The organism is Mycobacterium sp. ELW1, assembly GCF_008329905.1.
GTDB lineage: Bacteria > Actinomycetota > Actinomycetes > Mycobacteriales > Mycobacteriaceae > Mycobacterium.
In genome coordinates this window covers 47,561-65,055 of sequence record NZ_CP032155.1, presented here as the reverse complement: position 1 = coordinate 65,055, position 17,495 = coordinate 47,561, and the positions used below count along the sequence as shown (strand labels likewise).

General features: G+C 68.1%; 22 protein-coding genes. 13 read left to right on the top strand and 9 right to left on the bottom strand.

What is annotated here, in order from left to right; all coding sequences use genetic code 11:
- Positions 1-53: 53 nt before the first annotated feature.
- On the top strand, positions 54-806 hold the full coding sequence (locus tag D3H54_RS00350; protein ID WP_149377362.1) for an SDR family NAD(P)-dependent oxidoreductase: 753 nt from the start codon (positions 54-56) through the stop codon (positions 804-806).
- Between the two features lie 24 nt (positions 807-830).
- Positions 831-1,451 (top strand): TetR/AcrR family transcriptional regulator, encoded by a 621-nt coding sequence (locus D3H54_RS00345; RefSeq protein WP_149377361.1) that lies wholly within the window; start codon positions 831-833, stop codon positions 1,449-1,451.
- 42 nt (positions 1,452-1,493) lie between these two features.
- Here the strand turns inward: D3H54_RS00345 and D3H54_RS00340 are convergent, their stop codons facing one another.
- A complete protein-coding gene (locus D3H54_RS00340; protein ID WP_149377360.1) occupies positions 1,494-2,747 on the bottom strand; it encodes an FAD-dependent oxidoreductase in 1,254 nt (417 codons plus the stop codon).
- Between the two features lie 36 nt (positions 2,748-2,783).
- Entirely contained in the window at positions 2,784-4,685 is a 1,902-nt protein-coding gene (locus D3H54_RS00335) for a potassium transporter Kup (protein WP_149377359.1), read from the bottom strand.
- Positions 4,686-4,783: 98 nt separating this feature from the next.
- On the opposite strand from D3H54_RS00335, the gene D3H54_RS00330 reads away from it, so the two are divergent.
- The 4 genes from D3H54_RS00330 (at position 4,784) to D3H54_RS00315 (ending at position 8,126) form a co-directional block, all read left to right on the top strand.
- Positions 4,784-5,524 (top strand): (Fe-S)-binding protein, encoded by a 741-nt coding sequence (locus D3H54_RS00330; RefSeq protein WP_149377358.1) that lies wholly within the window; start codon positions 4,784-4,786, stop codon positions 5,522-5,524.
- Entirely contained in the window at positions 5,524-6,981 is a 1,458-nt protein-coding gene (locus D3H54_RS00325) for a lactate utilization protein B (RefSeq protein WP_168214736.1), read from the top strand. Before D3H54_RS00330 ends, D3H54_RS00325 begins: the two co-directional genes overlap by 1 nt.
- Positions 6,978-7,598, top strand: a complete 621-nt coding sequence (locus D3H54_RS00320; RefSeq protein ID WP_149377356.1) for a LutC/YkgG family protein — start codon at positions 6,978-6,980, stop codon at positions 7,596-7,598. The genes D3H54_RS00325 and D3H54_RS00320 overlap by 4 nt, the downstream gene beginning before the upstream one ends.
- Positions 7,599-7,673: 75 nt before the next feature.
- Positions 7,674-8,126, top strand: a complete 453-nt coding sequence (locus D3H54_RS00315; protein ID WP_071950189.1) for a hypothetical protein — start codon at positions 7,674-7,676, stop codon at positions 8,124-8,126.
- A 1-nt stretch (position 8,127) separates the two neighbouring features.
- On the opposite strand, the gene D3H54_RS00310 is transcribed toward D3H54_RS00315, so the two are convergent.
- Complete coding sequence (locus tag D3H54_RS00310; protein ID WP_149377355.1) at positions 8,128-8,991, bottom strand: rhomboid family intramembrane serine protease; 864 nt, start codon at positions 8,989-8,991, stop codon at positions 8,128-8,130.
- Between the two features lie 458 nt (positions 8,992-9,449).
- Between D3H54_RS00310 and D3H54_RS00305 the strand changes: the two genes are divergently transcribed.
- The 7 genes from D3H54_RS00305 to D3H54_RS31575 are packed head-to-tail and all read left to right on the top strand — an operon-like array spanning position 9,450 to position 13,398.
- Positions 9,450-9,890: an STAS domain-containing protein gene (locus D3H54_RS00305; RefSeq protein WP_149377354.1), complete on the top strand. Its 441-nt coding sequence runs from the start codon at positions 9,450-9,452 to the stop codon at positions 9,888-9,890.
- A gap of 53 nt (positions 9,891-9,943) precedes the next feature.
- The gene (locus D3H54_RS00300) at positions 9,944-10,585 is read left to right on the top strand and encodes a class I SAM-dependent methyltransferase (RefSeq protein WP_149377353.1); all 642 of its coding nucleotides are present in this window, start codon (positions 9,944-9,946) and stop codon (positions 10,583-10,585) included.
- A gap of 27 nt (positions 10,586-10,612) precedes the next feature.
- Positions 10,613-11,020, top strand: a complete 408-nt coding sequence (locus D3H54_RS00295) for a VOC family protein (RefSeq protein ID WP_149377352.1) — start codon at positions 10,613-10,615, stop codon at positions 11,018-11,020.
- A 47-nt stretch (positions 11,021-11,067) separates the two neighbouring features.
- Positions 11,068-11,475 carry a VOC family protein gene (locus D3H54_RS00290; protein WP_149377351.1) on the top strand — a complete coding sequence of 136 codons (408 nt, stop codon included), beginning with the start codon at positions 11,068-11,070 and terminating at the stop codon, positions 11,473-11,475.
- Positions 11,476-11,499: 24 nt separating this feature from the next.
- Positions 11,500-11,985, top strand: a complete 486-nt coding sequence (locus D3H54_RS00285) for a peroxynitrite isomerase (RefSeq protein WP_149377350.1) — start codon at positions 11,500-11,502, stop codon at positions 11,983-11,985.
- Entirely contained in the window at positions 11,982-13,235 is a 1,254-nt protein-coding gene (gene lipE, locus D3H54_RS00280; protein WP_149377349.1) for a lipase LipE, read from the top strand. Before D3H54_RS00285 ends, lipE begins: the two co-directional genes overlap by 4 nt.
- 37 nt (positions 13,236-13,272) lie before the next feature.
- The gene (locus D3H54_RS31575; RefSeq protein ID WP_286199061.1) at positions 13,273-13,398 is read left to right on the top strand and encodes a hypothetical protein; all 126 of its coding nucleotides are present in this window, start codon (positions 13,273-13,275) and stop codon (positions 13,396-13,398) included.
- Between the two features lie 4 nt (positions 13,399-13,402).
- Here D3H54_RS31575 and D3H54_RS00275 read toward each other — a convergent pair whose 3' ends face one another.
- The 6 genes from D3H54_RS00275 to D3H54_RS00250 are packed head-to-tail and all read right to left on the bottom strand — an operon-like array spanning position 13,403 to position 17,451.
- On the bottom strand, positions 13,403-13,708 hold the full coding sequence (locus tag D3H54_RS00275) for a DUF2694 family protein (protein ID WP_149377348.1): 306 nt from the start codon (positions 13,706-13,708) through the stop codon (positions 13,403-13,405).
- Positions 13,705-14,022: an ESX-1 secretion-associated protein gene (locus tag D3H54_RS00270; protein ID WP_149377347.1), complete on the bottom strand. Its 318-nt coding sequence runs from the start codon at positions 14,020-14,022 to the stop codon at positions 13,705-13,707. Before D3H54_RS00270 ends, D3H54_RS00275 begins: the two co-directional genes overlap by 4 nt.
- 1 nt (position 14,023) lies before the next feature.
- A complete protein-coding gene (locus D3H54_RS00265) occupies positions 14,024-15,460 on the bottom strand; it encodes a DUF4226 domain-containing protein (RefSeq protein ID WP_149377346.1) in 1,437 nt (478 codons plus the stop codon).
- Positions 15,461-15,518: 58 nt separating this feature from the next.
- Positions 15,519-15,878 (bottom strand): DUF4226 domain-containing protein, encoded by a 360-nt coding sequence (locus tag D3H54_RS00260; RefSeq protein ID WP_149377345.1) that lies wholly within the window; start codon positions 15,876-15,878, stop codon positions 15,519-15,521.
- 47 nt (positions 15,879-15,925) lie between these two features.
- Positions 15,926-16,714 carry a C40 family peptidase gene (locus D3H54_RS00255; RefSeq protein ID WP_149377344.1) on the bottom strand — a complete coding sequence of 263 codons (789 nt, stop codon included), beginning with the start codon at positions 16,712-16,714 and terminating at the stop codon, positions 15,926-15,928.
- Positions 16,711-17,451 (bottom strand): helix-turn-helix domain-containing protein, encoded by a 741-nt coding sequence (locus D3H54_RS00250; RefSeq protein WP_149377343.1) that lies wholly within the window; start codon positions 17,449-17,451, stop codon positions 16,711-16,713. Before D3H54_RS00250 ends, D3H54_RS00255 begins: the two co-directional genes overlap by 4 nt.
- Positions 17,452-17,495: the final 44 nt, after the last annotated feature.

Here is a 17,495-nt window from a genome sequence, read left to right as displayed (position 1 = left end):
ACCGTGACCGTCATGGTAAGGCACACGGCGACCTGGGCGTCCCCGTTCTCCCGATGAGCAAGCCACTCGCCGGACGCCGCACGGTGGTCACCGGTGCGGCCAGCGGGCTGGGCGCCGCGGCAGTCCGGGCCCTGACCGCCGCCGGTGCCGAGGTCGTTGCGACCTATCACCAGACCGAACCCGCCGACGACTCGCAGGCCATCTGGGTGCAGTGCGACGCCCGAGACGCCGACTCGGTGAACTCGATGGTCGACGCCGCGGTGGCGGCGATGGGCGGCCTCGACGTACTGGTCAACGCGGCGGGACTGTGGCATCAGGGGGTGCCCGGTCAGATCACCACCGCCGACATCGACTTCGTCCTCGACACCAACGTCAAGACCACGATCCTGACCAACCAGGCCGCGCACGCGGTGATGCGTAAATCCGGTGGGCGCATCATCAATTTCGGCTCGGCCGAGGCGGTCATGGGCAGTCCGATCTCCGCGGTGTACGCCGCGGCCAAAGGCGCGGTGCAGGCCTGGACCCGCTCGGCGGCGAAGGCCTGGGCGTCGGACAACGTGACCGTCAATGCACTGGCGCCGGCCATGCAGACGCGCGGGGCGGACCGACTTCGCGAATTCCTCGGCCCGGATGCGGCGCCGTTCATCGATCAGCAGATCAAAGCCACCATCCCGCTGGGTGGTGCGCTCGGCGATCCCGACCGCGACCTCGGCCCCGTGCTGGTGTTCCTGGCCGGTGAGGGTTCGCACTTCATCACCGGCCAACTGCTGCCGGTCGATGGTGGGCTAATCATGGTCGGCGGCTGACCAGCGAACCGTACGATCTGGCGGATGGGAACAACTCGTCGTCCCGTGCGCGCCGAACGGGCACTGCTTGCCGGCGATGAGGCGCGCAACCGACTGCTCGAAGCCGCAAGCCGGTGCATCGTGCGCCGGGGCAACACCCAGATCCGGATGGCTGAAGTCGCCGCCGAAGCCGGCGTGGTCCGCTCGACGGTGTACCGCTATTTCCCGACCCGCGACGACCTTCTGCTCGGGCTGCTGCTGACCCGAATCGACGCCGCGCTGGCCGCGCACGTCTCATCGCTACCGCAGCCCGACGACGCGTCGGCCTCGATCCAGGAACTGCTGCTCGTTCCCGTCCAATCCGTGGTCGGCGACGCGCTGAACGAAGCCCTGATGTCCGGCGAGAGTACGGCGGTGACGACCGCACTCGAGATCGGTTCCGAGCAGATCGTCGACGTCGTGCTGCGGCACTACGGTCCACTGTTCGAACGATGGCAGGCTGCGGGCAGTCTGCATCCCGATCTCGACCGGCGGGAGACGGCGCGCTGGCTGCACACCGCGTCGTTGTTCCTGCTCGCTCCCGTGTGGCGGCATCGGCCCGTCGAGGCCAAAAGACTCTTCGTCGAGCAGTACCTCCTGCGCGCGCTGGTGCCGAACTTCGCGTGAGCGACATCGACTGAGGCGCATAGCGTCTCGCCGGACATGCGCCTAGCGGCGGGCAAACTCCGGGGCATGCTCGGGCCGCACCCCGACGCCGACCAGGTAGGCCGGGATCACCGAGAGCCACGGCAACCGCCGAACCAAGGCCGTGACCGCCGCCGGCGGATCGGCGTTGTCCCCGTTCAGGATCGGCGCCACCAGCCGCTTGTGCAAGAGGCGCTGCACGGCCTGGGTGACCGCGGCGGGCGGCAGCCGGCGTTTACGAACGGCAGCCAGGTCACGGTCGGTGACCGCGCCGCGCCGCAGCGGGTCGGCCAGCAGCGTCGCCGCACCTACCGCGTCCTGGATGGCCATGTTGATGCCGACACCGCCGACCGGGGACATCGCGTGAGCTGCATCGCCGAGACACAGCAGTCCGTCGGTGTGCCAGCGACTGAGCCGGTTGAGCCGGACGTCGAGGAACTTGACTTGGTCGAACGAGGTCAGGGTGTCGGTGTCGGCCTCCGGAACCAGTTCGGCCAGTTCGGCTTTCAACGCATCCAGTCCTTGTGCCCGCAGTTGCTGGTCGCTGCCCTTCGGGATCAGGTAGGCGAGCTGGAAGTAACCCTCCCGCGGAATCATGATCAACATGCGTCCGGCGGTGATCCGGGGAATCAGGGTGTACTCGGCGCTGCTGTCCCGCGGCAGCCGAAACCACCACACGTCGAACGGCACTGGGAAGTCCCGGGCCACCAGGCCGGCGCTCTGCCGCACGATCGACGTCCGGCCGTCGCAGGCCACGGTGAGGTCGGCCCGTAGTTCGCCGTCGTCGTCCGGCGAGGTGTAGGTCACCCCGGTAACCCCGACACCGCTTCGTAGCAGTCCGGTCACCTCATGACAGAGGCGGAGCGTGTACGTGGGCTCCGCGCGGCCGGCCTCGGCGAGCAGGTTGAGCAGATCCCACTGGGGCACCATCGCGATGTACGGGTGCGGCTGGCGCAGCCGCCGGAAGTCCACCATCGTCAGCGAGGTGCCGCCCACGGTGAGTTCGGCGTGATCGACCTTGCTGTGCGGCAAGGCCGCGAAACGCTCCCCGCGGGGGGGGTGGGTGCTGTGCGGCAAGGCCGCGAAACGCTCCCCCAAGCCGAGCTCGTCGAGCAGCCGAAGGGTCGTGGGATGCACTGTGTCGCCGCGGAAGTCGCGCAGGAAGTCGGCGTGCTTCTCCAGCACGGTGACGTCGATGCCGGCCCTGGCCAGCAGCAGTCCGAGCACCATGCCGGCGGGGCCGCCGCCGACGATCGCCACAGTCGTGGAGTCGGTCATGGGCACACCGTAGTCACGGCGGGTGAACGCGCGGAGCTAAACCTGAATTCGGGATCCGATCAGCACCGTCTGACTGGTCGGGAGCCCGAAGTATCCCGCGGAATCTGCGGCCATCAACGACGTGGCGATGAAGATCCTTTTCCGCCAGGGCGCCATCGTCGGCTGATCACCGGGAACGAGTTCGATCTTGGACAGGAAGTAGGAGGTGCTGTCGAGGTCGATCTCGCCACCCACGTCGGCCGGGTCCACCAACCGCAACGCCGCAGGCACGTCGGGTCGCTCCATGTAGCCGAATTGAGCTGCCACGTAATAGATGCCGTCATCCGGGTCGCCGAGGTCGTCGACGGTGATCCGCTCGTCGTCGGGCACCCGGGGCGAAGGCGGAACGACGATCGACAGAATGATCACCCGCTCGGGCACGACGTGGTTGTGGTCGACGTTGGCCCGCATCGACAACGGCGCCGTCTCGCTCTCGCGGTTCAGGAACACCGCGGTGCCAGGGATCCGCGGGTAGGGCGGTGTGTGGCTGTTGATCTCGTCGATGAAGGGCTGCAGCGGCCCTTCGGCTTTGTCCCGGGCACTCACCACGATCGCGCTGCCCCGCTGCCAGGTGATCAGGACCGTGAAGGTGACCAAGCCGATCAGCAGAGGCAGCCAGGCGCCGTGCACGAGCTTGGTGAGGTTGGCGGCCAGGAACATCAGATCCACCGTCAGCAGTGCACCTCCGCCGATGACCACCATCCACAGCGGCCACCGCCACCGGGTGTGGGCGATGTACAGGAACAGCAAGGTGGTGATGGTGATCGTGCCGGTGACCGCCATCCCGTAGGCGTAGCCCAGCGCCGCCGAACTCCGGAAGGCGAACACAAGAATCAGCACCGCCACCATCAGCATCCCGTTGATCCACGGGACGTAGATCTGGCCGATCGACGACGCCGAGGTGTGGGCGATCCGCAGCCGCGGCAGGTAACCGAGCTGCGCGGCTTGGGAGGCCACCGAATACGCGCCGGTGATCACCGCCTGCGACGCGATCACCGTCGCCGCGGTGGCCAGTATCGCCATCGGCAGCTCCCAGCCGGGAGGCACGAGCAGGAAGAACGGCGCATTCACCACACTCTGGTTGCCCAGCAGCAAGGCACCCTGGCCGAGGTAGTTGAGCACCAGAGCCGGCAGCACAAGACCCAGCCAGCCCCAGGTGATCGCCTTGCGGCCGAAGTGGCCCATGTCGGCGTAGAGCGCCTCGGCGCCGGTGACCGACAGAACGACGGCAGCCAGCGCGAAGAACGCGATGTGGAAGTGGCCGAAGATGAACTCCAGCGCGTACGTCGGCGACAGCGCCTTGAGGATCTGCGGATGCCCGGAGATGCCGCGCACCCCGCACGCGCCGATCACGAGGAACCAGACGATCATCACCGGACCGAAGAACCGTCCGACCGCGGCGGTGCCGCGCCGCTGTACCGCGAACAGCCCGACGATGATGACCGCGGTGATCGGCACCACCAACTCCGACAGCGACGGGTCGACGACCTTGAGGCCCTCCACCGCGGACAACACCGAGATGGCCGGGGTGATCATGCTGTCACCGAAAAACAGTGCGGCGCCCAGGATTCCAAGGGCCGACAATGCCGCGATGACCCGCGGGCTGGACCTGCGTCCCAGCCTGCGCACCAGCGTGATGAGCGCCATCACACCGCCTTCACCGTCGTTGTCGGCGCGCATGACGAGCGTGACGTAGGTGAGCGTGACGATGACCATCACCGACCAGAAGATCAGGGAGACCACGCCGTAGACGTTGGCGGGAGTAATAGGAACGGGGTGCGGGTCGCCCGGGTTGAACAGCGTCTGCACGGTGTAGATCGGGCTGGTGCCGATGTCACCGAACACCACGCCCAGCGCACCGACGACTATCCCGGTACGGGCCTTGGTCACCGTGCTCACAGGCAAGTCCCCCTGGTCGGTCCGCCCGGCGTCGGTCCCCGGCGACGTGGAGGCCAATGGTAGCTGCCACGGCACTGCCCCGACGTACGGTAGAAGCGATGCGTATCGCCCTGTTTGCGACCTGTCTGGCCGACGCGATGTTTCCGCGGGCCGCGATCGCGACTGTGGAATTGCTCGAACGGCTCGGGCATCAGGTGGTCTTCCCGGCGGACCAGACGTGTTGCGGTCAGATGCACATCAACACCGGCTATCTCGGGCAGGCGACGGGCTTGGTGCGCCACCACGTGGAGGTGTTCGAGCGCAGCGGCTGCGATGTGGTGGTCGCGCCGTCCGGATCGTGCGTCGGCTCGGTACGCCACCAGCATGCGATGGTGGCCCGCCGGGCCGGTGATACCGCGCTGGCGCAGCGCGCCGAGGCGATGGCGGAACGTACCTACGAACTGTCCGAATTGTTGGTCGACGTTCTCGATGTGCGCGATGTCGGTGCCTACTATCCGCACCGGGTCACCTACCACCCGACCTGCCATTCGCTGCGGCTGCTGCGTGTCGGTGACAAGCCCCTTCAATTGCTTCGCCACGTGCGCGGCCTGACCTTGGTGGAGCTGGCCGACGCGGACACCTGCTGCGGTTTCGGCGGCACCTTCGCGATCAAGAACGCCGACACCTCCACCGCGATGCTGGCCGACAAGATGTCGGCGGTCATCGCCTCCGGCGCCGAAGTGTGTGCGGCCGGCGACAGTTCGTGCCTGATGCACATCGGCGGTGGCCTGAGCCGGATGCGGTCGGCGGTGCGTACCGTGCATCTCGCCGAGATCCTGGCCGCGACGGAGACGCGTTGATGGCCAGCTACCTCGGCATACCCGGGATCGGCAATCTGCGTGGCACCGAACCGTTCCCGGTGGCGGCGCGCCGAGAGCTGGCCAACACCCAGATGCGCCGCAATGTCGGCCACGCCACCCGAACCATCCGTGCCAAACGTCTTGGGGCCGTTGCCGAATGCGCCGACTGGGAACAGTTGCGGGCGGCGGGCAGTGCGCTCAAGCAGGAGGTGCTGGCCCGGCTTCCGGAGTTGCTCGAGCAGCTGGAAGCCAATGTGGTCGCCCGCGGCGGCGTGGTGCATTGGGCGCGCGACGCCGCCGAAGCCAACCGGATCGTGACCGGGTTGATCCGCGCGACGGGCGCTGACGAGGTGGTCAAGGTCAAGTCGATGGCCACCCAGGAGATCGGCCTCAACGAGCACCTGGCGGCCGAGGGCATCTCGGCGATCGAGACCGACCTCGCCGAGCTGATCGTCCAACTGGGGCACGACACCCCCAGTCACATCCTGGTTCCGGCGATCCATCGCAACCGCGCCGAGATCCGCGAGATCTTCTTACGCGAGATGCCCGATGCCGGTGAATTGACCGATGACCCGCGGGTCCTTGCGATGGCGGCCCGCGCGCATCTGCGCCGAAAGTTCCTGTCCGCCAAGGTCGCCGTCAGCGGCGCCAATTTCGCGGTCGCCGAAACCGGGACATTGGCCGTCGTCGAATCCGAAGGCAATGGCCGGATGTGCCTGACCCTGCCGCAGACGCTGATCACGGTGATGGGCATCGAGAAGGTGGTGCCGCGGTTCACCGACCTCGAGGTGTTCATGCAGCTGCTGCCGCGTTCGTCGACGGCTGAGCGGATGAATCCGTACACCTCGATGTGGACCGGTGTGCATCCCGGTGACGGGCCGCAGGAGTTCCATCTGGTGCTGCTGGACAACGGTCGCACCGCGGTGCTCGGGGACGCCGTGGGCCGCGCGGCCCTGCACTGCATCCGCTGCAGCGCCTGCCTGAATGTCTGCCCGGTGTACGAACGCACCGGCGGCCACGCCTACGGCTCGATCTATCCCGGCCCGATCGGTGCGATCCTGAGCCCGCAGCTGACCGGGACGCAGGGGCACGACGACCCCAACGCCTCCCTGCCGTATGCGTCGTCGTTGTGCGGTGCGTGTTTCGACGCGTGCCCGGTGCGGATCGACATCCCCTCGATCCTGGTGCACCTGCGGGCCGCCCAGGTCGACGGCCATCGGGCGATCGGTCAGGACCTGGCGATGGGCGCCGCCGCGTGGGCGATGGCCTCCCCCAGGCGATTCGCCGCGGCCGAGAAGCTTCTCCGCGCCGGCCGGCTGGTGGCGGGTGCGGATCAGCGCATCACCGCCCTGCCCTGGCCGGCGTCGCGCTGGACCACCAGCCGTGACGTGCCTGCGCCGCCCGCGGAGACGTTCCGCCAATGGTGGGCCCGCACCCACGACGAGGCGTCCCGATGAACGAGACACGTCGGATCGTCCTCGACCGGATCCGCGGCGCCCTCGCGGCCGCCCCGCCCGAACCCGTTCAGGTGCCGCGCGACTACGACCGGGAGCCCGCGCACGGACCGGGTGACGCCGAACGCTTCGCGCAGACGGTCGCCGAATACCAGGCCAGGGTGCTGCCCGTCGAGGCCGCCGACATCGCGGCCACCATCGCCGCGCTGACGGGTGCGGGCGCCCGGGTGGCGACACCGTCCGGACTGCCCACCGAGTGGGTCGACGGTATCGACACCGCCGTCGACGAACCGGAAAACCCTTTGGCGGTAACCGAACTCGACACCGCCGTCGCCGTCGTCACCGGATGCGCCCTGGGCATCGCGGCCACCGGAACCATCGTCCTGGACGCCGGACCGAGCCAGGGCCGGCGAGCGCTGACACTGGTCCCCGATCATCACATCTGCGTCGTCTTCACCGACCAGATCGTCGACACCGTTCCGCAGGCGTTCGCCGCCCTGGATCCCGGCCGCCCGCTGACCTTCATCTCCGGACCGAGTGCCACCAGCGACATCGAACTCAACCGCGTCGAAGGTGTGCACGGCCCCCGCAGACTTGACGTGCTGCTGGTCAGCAGGTGACATTGCGGAATCCACTTATTTGTCGCGGTCGCACAGCATAGATTTCTACAGCGGAGCTACGAAGGGAGCCGGGCGTTGCGGACTTTGGCGATAGGCATTGCGCTCACGGCGGCGGCGGTGACGTTGGCCCCGCCGGCTTCCGCAGAACTGTGGCCCGGCAACTACAACTTCATCATCCCGGACCGCCGGGACTTCCACACCTGGGCCTGGGCCGCCAATCCGTGCCCGGGAGAAATCGTGTTCTCGCCGACCTGCGTGCGCGTCTCGGCCAACCCGATGCCGATCGCCAAGGCGTACCCCTGGTACGGGATCGCGACACTGAACAACGGGCAGTACACGATGACCGTCGACAATCCGGACGGATTGCGCTGCGGCGACATCTATTACGGTCCGGTCATCCCCACTCGCGATGTCTTCACCTGGGATGCCAAGACGCTGTCGGGAACCATGGAATCGTCGTTCGACGTCGGCTGCGACGGGGCGCCGGGCGGAACCTTCACCTACCCGTTCTGGCTGACCCGGCTCTGAGTCAGCCGGTGATCAGCGCACCGTACTGACCGATCAACTCCGCGGTGCGCCAGTAGATCAGCGCCGCGAACACCACCAGCACAGCCGCGGAGACACCGCCCTGCACCAGGTTGCGGCGTTCCCGCGGGGCGTAGGTGTAGACCGCCGCGATCAGCGACCCGGTGATCAAGCCACCGACGTGGCCCTGCCAACTGATCGACGGCACGGTGAACGTCAGCACCAGGTTGATCCCGATGAGCACGACCACCCAGCGCACGTCGAGATTGAGCCGCTTGGCCACCACGAACGTCGCCCCGAACAACCCGAAGACCGCACCCGACGCGCCCGCGGTGGCCGCCCCGATCGGGGCGAGCAGGTACACCAGCACCGACCCGCCGAGCGCGCTGAGACCGTACAGCGCGCCGAAGCGCAGCCGGCCCAGCCAGGCCTCGAGCGGGGGGCCGATCACGTACAGAGCCCACATGTTGAACAGCAGATGCATGGCGCCGTAATGCATGAACGCCGAGGTGATCAGGCGGAAATACTCGCCTCCCGCAACGCCGGGGGCCCACAGCACGAGCTCACGCTGGAGGTCCTTCGACGTCATCTGCAGCACGAACATCACCACGTTGACCGCGATCAGCGCATACGTCACATACGGCAGGCCGGAGCGCAGGATGCCGCCGGCCCCGGTGCGCGCCGGGCGCACACTCTGCCCGGCGGCTGCCACGCAGTCGACGCATTGGTGGCCGACCGCGGCGCTGCGCATGCACTCGGGGCAGATCGGCCGCCCACAGCGGGTGCATTGCACATAGGTCGGGCGGTCGGGATGGCGGTAACAGGTCGGAGTGCCCGCCGGAGTTTGCGGTGTGTAAGGGATGCTCATAGTCCTGCCCCCGAAGATACTGTGTCGGGCCGGTGGCCCCGCATCCGCGACGGCGTTGCCGACGCTGCGGCGGGGGTACGGATTCCGTCGTCGGGTAGCCGGAGCCCGACCAGCGCACCCTGGCCGACCAGTACCACCGGACACCCGCTGGACTGCGGTAACGGGTTTTTTCGGCAGCTAACCTTCGGATTCAATTTCGAGCGGCGTCAATATTTGCCATATCCGCACCATCGCGTGCCATTTCCGGGAGACGTGAATCGGTTCTGAAGTGCCCATATAGCTATCCCTGACAATTTGTAGCCACGCAACTGATTCCGTAGTACATTTCCCCCAGGTTGAGTTCACAGCCGCCCGGAGACGCCAGCGCGCGAGGGCTCGAGAACTTTCGCACGAAGCGTCGATTCGAACAGCTTCGGCAGGCAAATCCGGCATCGCGGAGTACCACTGATGGAGGCGCCATGACTTTAGCCACCACCGCGACACCCTTGGCTGTCACCCGCCTGGGTCGCGATCGCACGGATCGTGGAATCTTCCGATCCAGAGAGCTCAGCGCGACGACCGTGCTCATCGCGGCAGCCGGCGAGGTGGACGCCTCGAACGCCGGTGACTTGCTCGGCTACGTCGAGGACAACGTCTCGGGATACCAGCAGCTCGTGATCGACCTGTCTAAGCTCGACTTCTTCGCGACGGACGGGTTCTCGGCGCTGCACACCCTCACAGTGCGGTGCTCGCGGCGCGGGATCGACTGGGTGTTGGTCCCCGGCCCCGCGGTTGCCCGCGTGCTGCGGGTCTGCGATCCGGAGGGGCTGGTCACGACGGCGGGCAACATCGTCTCGGCGGTGGCCGCGCTCGCCCGCGGCCCGCATACCCACCTACAGTTGGCCCCGCTGTCGAAGTAGCCGGCTGCGCGTTCCTAGACTGATTTGATCGGTTCTAGCGAAGGCGAGCAGCCATGGCGACACACGGTCGCAATCTGAACGACCTGGTGACACGGTTCTGGACCGTCGCCGCTCCGCTCTACGACCATCCCCGTCTGCAGCAATGGGTATACCAGCCAGCCCAAGACGAGGTGATCGACCAGCTGCGCGCCCACGGTGCCTGCCGGATTGCTGACATTGCCTGCGGCACAGGAATTCTGGCTGCTCGCATCGAAGCCGAGCTGCAGCCCGACGAGGTGTACGGGGTCGACATGTCCGACGGCATGCTCAAGCAGGCCAAGGCACGCGACCCGAGGGTGCAGTGGCGCAAGGGGCCGGCCGAACAATTGCCGTTCGACGACGCCTCGCTCGACGCCGTCGTGTCGACATCGGCCTTTCACTTCTTCGACCAGCCGGCGGCGATGCGCGAATTCCACCGCGTGCTGCGGCCCGGTGGTCTGGCGGCGGTCGCGACGATCAGCCCGCCGCAACTTCCGCTGATCGGCCAGCTGACCAACTCGCCGGCCAGTGCCGCGCACAACCCGTCGGCGCAGGAGATGCGCACCCTGTTCACCGACGCCGGTTTCACGATCAGCGACCAGCACCGGGTGCACCGGCCGCTGTGGACCAAAGCCGTGTTCGACCTCATCACGATCGGGACGAAGCCCGCGCCCTGACCGATGCGGGCCGTATCCTTCGACACCATGGCCGTCGAGCTACTCGCCCCCAGTGTCGAGATCGGTCTGGTGACCACCAATCTGGGTCCGATGGTCGAGTTCTACGAGAACTTCCTCGGGCTGCCGTTTCAGCTCGACCTCGACTTTCCCGGCGGCACCATGAAGCGCTACCTGATCGGTGACAACACCCTCAAACTCGTGACCTACGACCAGCCGCCTCCCGCAGACCTCACCCCCGGCGGTGGACGCGCGCAGACCGGTGTTCGCTACATCTCGCTGGTGGTCACGAACGTCACCGAGGCGGCCGCGCAGGTCACGGCCGCCGGGTACGACATCGTCGAGCCGCTCACCGAATTCACCGCCCTGCCCGGCATCGGGTGGTTCTTCGTGGCCGACCCCGACGGCAACTGGGTCGAGCTCGCCGGCCCGATCTGAGCACCACTTATCCGTCCGACGTCACCTACTCAACGCAGAGGAACACCATGGCCATCGAGCTACTCGCCAAGAACATCGAAGTCGGTTTGGTCACCACCAACCTGGGTCCGATGGTCGAGTTCTACGAGAACTTCCTGGGCCTGCCCTTCACCGGCGACCTCGATTTCCCCGGCGGAACCATGAAGCGCTACGCGCTCGGTGACAACGTGCTCAAGCTGATCACTCTCGACCAGCCGCCGGCCGCACCCGCGACACCGGGCGGGGGTCCGGCCGCTGCGGGGATCCGCTACTACACCGTGGTGGTGGCCAGCGTGACCAAGGCGGCCGAACAGGTGAAGGCCGCCGCATACGAGATTGCGCAGGAACTGGCCGAGTTCGCGCCCGTCCCCGGTATGGGCTGGATGTTCGTCGCCGACCCGGACGGCAACTGGGTCGAGCTCGTCGGCCCGATGTAGATCGCGGGCCGTACCCTGGGCATCGTGCCCGAGCTTCATCCCGACATCGCGGTCCTGGCTCCGCTGCTGGGTACCTGGACCGGGTCCGGCACCGGCGAGTATCCCACCATCGAGACGTTTCGCTACCTCGAGGAGATCACGGTAGGGCACGTCGGCAAGCCGTTCCTGACCTACGCACAACGGACCCGGGCCGGCGACGACGGTCGTCCACTACACGCCGAGACCGGCTACATCCGGGCGCCGGCGCCCGGCCGGATCGAACTCGTGCTCGCCCATCCCACCGGGGTCACCGAGATCGACGAAGGAACGCTGTCGGCCAACGACGACGGCCTGACCATCGAGGTCGACTCCACCGCCATCGGACTCTCCGGCTCGGCGAAAAGTGTTACCGCCCTGAGCCGTTCGTTCCACCTCACCGGTGACGAGCTCACCTACAGCGTGCGGATGGCCGCCGTCGGTGTGCCGCTCACCCACCATCTGGCCGCGACCCTGCACAGGCAGCAGGGGTGAGCCACTCCCCCGCCGGGGACGGCCGGATCCGCGTCCCGACCGACCTCGACGCCGTCACCGACGTCGGCGTCGAGGACCGCACCGACATCTCGGCGGCCACCGCCGACCGGATCTGGGAATCGGTGCGGCACTGGTACGCCGCGGGCATGCACCCCGCCATCCAACTGTGCCTGCGGCACAACGGAAAAACGGTGCTCAACCGCGCGATCGGCCACGGTTGGGGCAACGGTCCTGCCGACCCGCCGGACGCCGAGAAGCTGCCGGTCACCGTCGAAACCCCGTTCTGTGTGTACTCCGCGGCCAAGGCCATCAGCACGACGGTGGTGCACATGCTCGTCGAGCGGGGCGAGTTCTCCCTCGACGACCGGGTCTGTGACTACCTGCCGAACTACACCAGCCACGGCAAGGACCGCACCACAATCCGTCACGTGATCACCCACAGCGCCGGCGTGCCGTTCGCCACCGGGCCGCGTCCGGATCTCAAGCGGATGAACGAGAGTGCCTACGCGCGCGAGAAACTCGGTGAGCTCAAGCCCATTCACCGGCCGGGCCTGATGCACATCTACCACGGGCTGACCTGGGGTCCGCTCGTCCGCGAGATCGTCTCGGCCGCAACCGGGCGCAACATCCGCGACATCCTCGCCGAGGACATCCTCGACCCACTGGGTTTCCGGTGGACGAACTACGGCGTGGCAGAACAGGATGTCCCGCTGGTCGCGCCGAGCCACGTCACGGGTAAACCACTGCCGGCGCCGATCGCCAAGGCGTTCCGGGCCGCCGTCGGCGGTACCCCGCAACAGATCATCCCGTTCTCCAACACCCCGCTGTTCCTCACCGGTGTCGTCCCGTCGTCGAGCACCGTGTCCAACGCCGACGAATTGTCCCGGTTCGCCGAAATCCTCTGTCGCGGCGGTGAACTCGATGGCGTCCGGGTCATGCGGCCGGAGACGCTACGCGCGGCGACGGCACCCGCGCGGCGGCTGCGGCCCGACATCGCGACCGGGTTCGCGCCGATGCGCTGGGGCACCGGCTACATGCTCGGGTCCACCCGATTCGGGCCGTTCGGACGCGATGCGGGTGCCGCATTCGGCCACACCGGGCTGACCAACATCGCGGTCTGGGCCGATCCGGAACGACGGCTATCGGTCGGGCTGATCAGCAGCGGTAAACCCGGACAGCACCGCGAAGCGCGCCGCTACACCGACGTACTGGACCGCATCAACGCTGAGATCCCCCGCGTCCGCGGGTGAATTGTGCCGGCCCGGCGCGGTGGATAACGTACCGGGCATGGGTGACTCGCTGCTGCAGCAACAACTCGACGAGGTGCGGGCCCTGCTGCAGCGGGCGCGGGAGCTGTTCGGCCCGAATCCCGTTGCGCCGCCGGAGGTTGTCTCCGCCGACGGCGACCGGTAACCGCTCAGGATTCGTCGGGCCGCAGCCGATGCCGGCGCAACGCCTCGGCGGCCAGCTCGAGGTCGCGGCCGCTTGCCACATCGTCGGACGGGGTGTGGCCCGCCGCCAGGATCTCGGCGCGAACCTGCATCAGCGCTTTCAGATACGACACGTCCGCGGTCAGCAGGATGCCCTGCGCCAGGGTCTGCGCGTCCGCGTCCATCGCGGGTTCGGCCAGCGCGACGCTGTGCAGATAACCGCCCCGGCACGACCGGAACAGGATGTGCCCGCTGGGATGGGCCGCGTCGAATTCGGGATCCGGTTCGGTCATGAACCGTCCTGGGTGATGCGGCCGAGCTCGGCGGCAGCGGCGCTGTCCTGGTGTTCCCAGACATCGGCGGCGTGGCGCAGGTTGGTCGCGAGTTCGGCGTGGGCCGCGGCCTGTTGCTCGTAGCAGGCACGCCGCTGGTCCAGCAGTTCGCGGCCGGCGTCGCGCAGCTCACCGAAGATCGGACCCAGCGAGTCGAGACTGGCGAGGATGTCGGCGTGCCCCACCGGCACGGTGCTCAGCTGATCGGCGGTGTCCTGGTGGTCGCGGGCCGCGCGGCGCAGCTCGTCGGGCACCACGTGGATGCGCTCTGCCATGTCACTCTCCTATCGCCGGCGGGCCGGCTGTCACCGCCGGCCGGGTCGGAGCCGGCTGGTCGGGCTGGTCTTTGTGAGCAGACCCCTGGGTCGTCGTCTCGTCATCTGGTCCCGGCGGATGCTCCCACCCTAGAAAGCTCGGGCCCGCGACGCTGGCAATGGGCTGGATCTGGTTGTTGAGCACGGCTTTGCCGTTGCCCAACGCCAGCGCATGCCGGTCGGTCAGCATCCCGATGTCACCGGGCAATACCCGGGCCGCGTCGACGGGATGTGACACCGCGGTGCCCGGCGGCGGGATCGTGATGCCTTGCTGCCGGAACGCCTCCGGGATGGATGTCCCGGACAGCGCGGCGGTGATGGCTGCCGCCAGTTGAGGCGTCGGCGCGGTCACCGTTTCACCATTGGGCAGGGTGACGACGGTCGGCTCGTCGGAAGCCGGCACATCGGGTTCTGCCGCGGCGTTGGTGTCCTCGCCGGGCTCCGGTTCGGGCTGGGTGTCATCGATCGGCTCCTCCGACAATGGGTCGTCGAGCAGGTCAAAGGTATCGGCGGACGGCAGCCGCGCCGGGGTGAGGGTGTCGAACGCCGGCGGCACGGGGCTGGGGCCGGCCGGCACACCCCCACCGGATCCGCCGCCCATCGCGGGGATCGCGGCCATCGGCGGGATCATCGGCGCGGGGACCGGCTGGGCGGCAGCGCCGGGGTCAGCCGGCGGCGGCGCGAGGTCGTCAGGCAACAGGTCGTCGGGCAGCAGGGCGTCGGCCAACGGGTCCGAGCCGAGATCCGACGGGATGTCGACGGCCCGCTCAGCAGCCGGTTTCGCGGCCGCCGGCTTCGGTGCGGCGTCGTGTTCAGTCTCGGCCTCGGCGTCGGGGGTGGCGCCGACGTACAGCGATGCCAGCGCCGCCGCCAACGATGCCTTCGAGGTGGCGTCCAGTCCCGCGGTCTCCACCACGGTCTTGATGTCGCGCAACTTGTCGATCAGATACCGCTGGAACGCACGGGCACCGGCCGGGGTGTCGAGGTCGGTGCGGGCCGCGACGGCGGCCTCGATGTCCCGCTGCAGGCCATCGAGGGCGTCCCGGCCGGCCGAGTGGACGGCGTGCGCATTGAGTACCGCGGTGATCACCTGAAGGTCGAGCTGCGCACTCATCGAATTCTGCTGTGCCAGTGATGTTTCGGCCGTGCGAATGGCCTCGGCGGCCAGCCCCTCCCCCACACCCGGAGGCTGGCCGACGGGTGGAGTGTCGAAGGCCGCACGATGCTGATCACGAATCTTGGCCACTACGTTGTCGATTGCGCTCGGCGACACGACGCTGACCGGACTGGTGATCGTGGCGAGGTCGGTGTCCGAGAGCCCCGTCAGCCAGGCCCGGCTGTCACCGGTGACCGCGCCGACGCGGGCGATCACGTCGAGCAGGTCTTGGTAACTTGCCACCGGTGCCCTCTCATGCCGGCGACTGTATCCAGGCGGTGTTCGGGTGACAATTCACCCGTCAGGCAACTGTGGACGACAACCTGTAGCGGTCCAGAAGTCGCTGCAGCACCACGGCTTTGGCGTCTGCTTCGGCGCGCGCGGCGACTAACACGTCGCTGATCTCGCGTTGCTTGGCCAGCAGGAACCGCGCGAACTCGCGCCCCTCGACGGGCGCGGTGACGGTGTTCGCGGCGACGGCCGCCTCGATCTCGGCGTCGATCGCGTCGAGCTTGCGGATGGCCTCGGTCGCGGCCGCATGCGCGGCCGACACCACCTCCGCCAGTTCGGCGTCGGCCTCCGCGAGGTCGCGGTCCCGCGCAGCGAGCAGAGATCGGGCCGACTCGAGGGCCTCGGCCGACGCTCCGACGTGCTCTGCCATGGGTCGACGGTACTCAGCGAGATTTCGCCGGACAACTCACCACTCGGCTATGCCGGCCGGCGTATCGCGATATCCGAACCCAGTCGGCTGATCCGGACGTTGGCACCGGAGTACGGCGCCTCGACCACCAGTCCGTTGCCGATCGCCATCTGGACGTGCCCGGCATGCGGGAACACCAGATCACCGGGCCGGATTTGGGAACGCGGCACCGGGATCCCGTCGTTGATCTGGTCGTAGGTGGTGCGGTGCAGTGGCACCCCTGCCTGCGCGTAGGCCCACTTCACCAGGCCTGAACAGTCGAAGCGATCCGGGCCGGTCGCTCCCCACACGTACGGGCAGCCCAGCCGTGACAGCGCGGCGCGCACCGCCAGCGCGGCCCGCGAATTCGGTGCCGGCAGCCGGCGGTGCCCACGGCGATATCCCAGCGCGCGCAACAGCGCGAGGCGGCGCCGGGCTCTACGACGGGCGGCAAGGACGTGGGCGTGCTGGGTGCGCAGCCGAGCAGCCCTGCGCCGCAGGAACTCTCGTTGGGCGACCGGGCTGTCCGGGATGGCGGCGGCATCGGCGTGGGCGGCGTCGAGCACGGCACGGGTCTGCCGTCGAGCCTCCCGGTGATCGCGCTGAACACGGGCCAGGATTGCCGACACCTCGGCATCGACGCGGCGGGCGCTGTCGAGTTCAGTCCGTCGCTGTTCGGCCGCACGGTGATAGGCCGCCGGTAACCCCTGTCCCGAGGACGGCGCTACACCGGGCGCCGCTTCAAGCACCCCCACCGCCGGCTGGCCGGAGAACAGCGCGTGGGCCCGGCTCAGGATTTCCACCTCGGGGGCGGTCATGACCGCTCCTCCACGAACGCCCGCACCCGCGGCAGGACACCCGGCGGGATGGCCCCGCGGTTGCGGATGTCCCACAGCTGGTCGACGTCGACTCCGATCAGTGTCGCGATCACCGGCTCGGGAAGCTCCGAGCGGGCACACGCCTGGTCGAACCGCGCGCTGATACTGCCGGGCATGCGGGCCAGCAGCCCGCTTCGGATCGCTTCCAGGGACTTGAGATGGGTCATCAGGCGGTCCACCGATTCGGCCCCCGCGTTGACCGCGACGCGCCAGGAGTTGGCGGCCAGCAGCTCGGCCTTCACGCATTGCTCGATCACGGACTGAATATACGTTTCATATTCGTTTGACGTCTCCGCTGGCAGGCGGGCTATCAACGAGTTCAGCGATTCCAGGTGCGCTTCGGCATGCGCCTCGAGCACATCGGCGTCGCTGTGCCGGTTGACGACGATGCCGGTAGCGGTCCGCGGCGGCGCTGATTCGGCCGGCCCGTCGGTCAGGAATTGGGCGATCTCAGCGGCTGGATCGTCGGCGACAACGAGCCGCGCGTAGGTGCCAGGCGGCAGCCCCAGCCCGTTCTCAACCTTCTGAACTGTGCCTTTGTGCGGCTTGCGGACTCCGCGCTCCAGGAAGCTCAGGCCCATGATGCTGACCCCGGTGGCGGCGGCCAGCTCGGCCAGCGACCAGTCCCTCGCCTCACGCAGAGTCCGGATGGCCGCGCCCGCCGCCTCTCGGCTCACGGTGGGGCTCCAGCCATATACGGATCGTACACAGCCCTATCGGT

What these genes read in the sequence shown, in the direction of transcription:
- D3H54_RS00350 (WP_149377362.1), top strand. Translation starts at nt 54, where the DNA reads ATGAGCAAGCCACTCGCCGGACGCCGCACGGTGGTCACCGGTGCGGCC.
- D3H54_RS00345 (WP_149377361.1), top strand. Translation starts at nt 831, where the DNA reads ATGGGAACAACTCGTCGTCCCGTGCGCGCCGAACGGGCACTGCTTGCC.
- D3H54_RS00340 (WP_149377360.1), bottom strand. Translation starts at nt 2,747, where the DNA reads ATGACCGACTCCACGACTGTGGCGATCGTCGGCGGCGGCCCCGCCGGC.
- D3H54_RS00330 (WP_149377358.1), top strand. Translation starts at nt 4,784, where the DNA reads ATGCGTATCGCCCTGTTTGCGACCTGTCTGGCCGACGCGATGTTTCCG.
- D3H54_RS00325 (WP_168214736.1), top strand. Translation starts at nt 5,524, where the DNA reads ATGGCCAGCTACCTCGGCATACCCGGGATCGGCAATCTGCGTGGCACC.
- D3H54_RS00320 (WP_149377356.1), top strand. Translation starts at nt 6,978, where the DNA reads ATGAACGAGACACGTCGGATCGTCCTCGACCGGATCCGCGGCGCCCTC.
- D3H54_RS00310 (WP_149377355.1), bottom strand. Translation starts at nt 8,991, where the DNA reads ATGAGCATCCCTTACACACCGCAAACTCCGGCGGGCACTCCGACCTGT.
- D3H54_RS00305 (WP_149377354.1), top strand. Translation starts at nt 9,450, where the DNA reads ATGACTTTAGCCACCACCGCGACACCCTTGGCTGTCACCCGCCTGGGT.
- D3H54_RS00300 (WP_149377353.1), top strand. Translation starts at nt 9,944, where the DNA reads ATGGCGACACACGGTCGCAATCTGAACGACCTGGTGACACGGTTCTGG.
- D3H54_RS00295 (WP_149377352.1), top strand. Translation starts at nt 10,613, where the DNA reads ATGGCCGTCGAGCTACTCGCCCCCAGTGTCGAGATCGGTCTGGTGACC.
- D3H54_RS00290 (WP_149377351.1), top strand. Translation starts at nt 11,068, where the DNA reads ATGGCCATCGAGCTACTCGCCAAGAACATCGAAGTCGGTTTGGTCACC.
- D3H54_RS31575 (WP_286199061.1), top strand. Translation starts at nt 13,273, where the DNA reads ATGGGTGACTCGCTGCTGCAGCAACAACTCGACGAGGTGCGGGCCCTG.
- D3H54_RS00275 (WP_149377348.1), bottom strand. Translation starts at nt 13,708, where the DNA reads ATGACCGAACCGGATCCCGAATTCGACGCGGCCCATCCCAGCGGGCAC.
- D3H54_RS00270 (WP_149377347.1), bottom strand. Translation starts at nt 14,022, where the DNA reads ATGGCAGAGCGCATCCACGTGGTGCCCGACGAGCTGCGCCGCGCGGCC.
- D3H54_RS00260 (WP_149377345.1), bottom strand. Translation starts at nt 15,878, where the DNA reads ATGGCAGAGCACGTCGGAGCGTCGGCCGAGGCCCTCGAGTCGGCCCGA.
- D3H54_RS00255 (WP_149377344.1), bottom strand. Translation starts at nt 16,714, where the DNA reads ATGACCGCCCCCGAGGTGGAAATCCTGAGCCGGGCCCACGCGCTGTTC.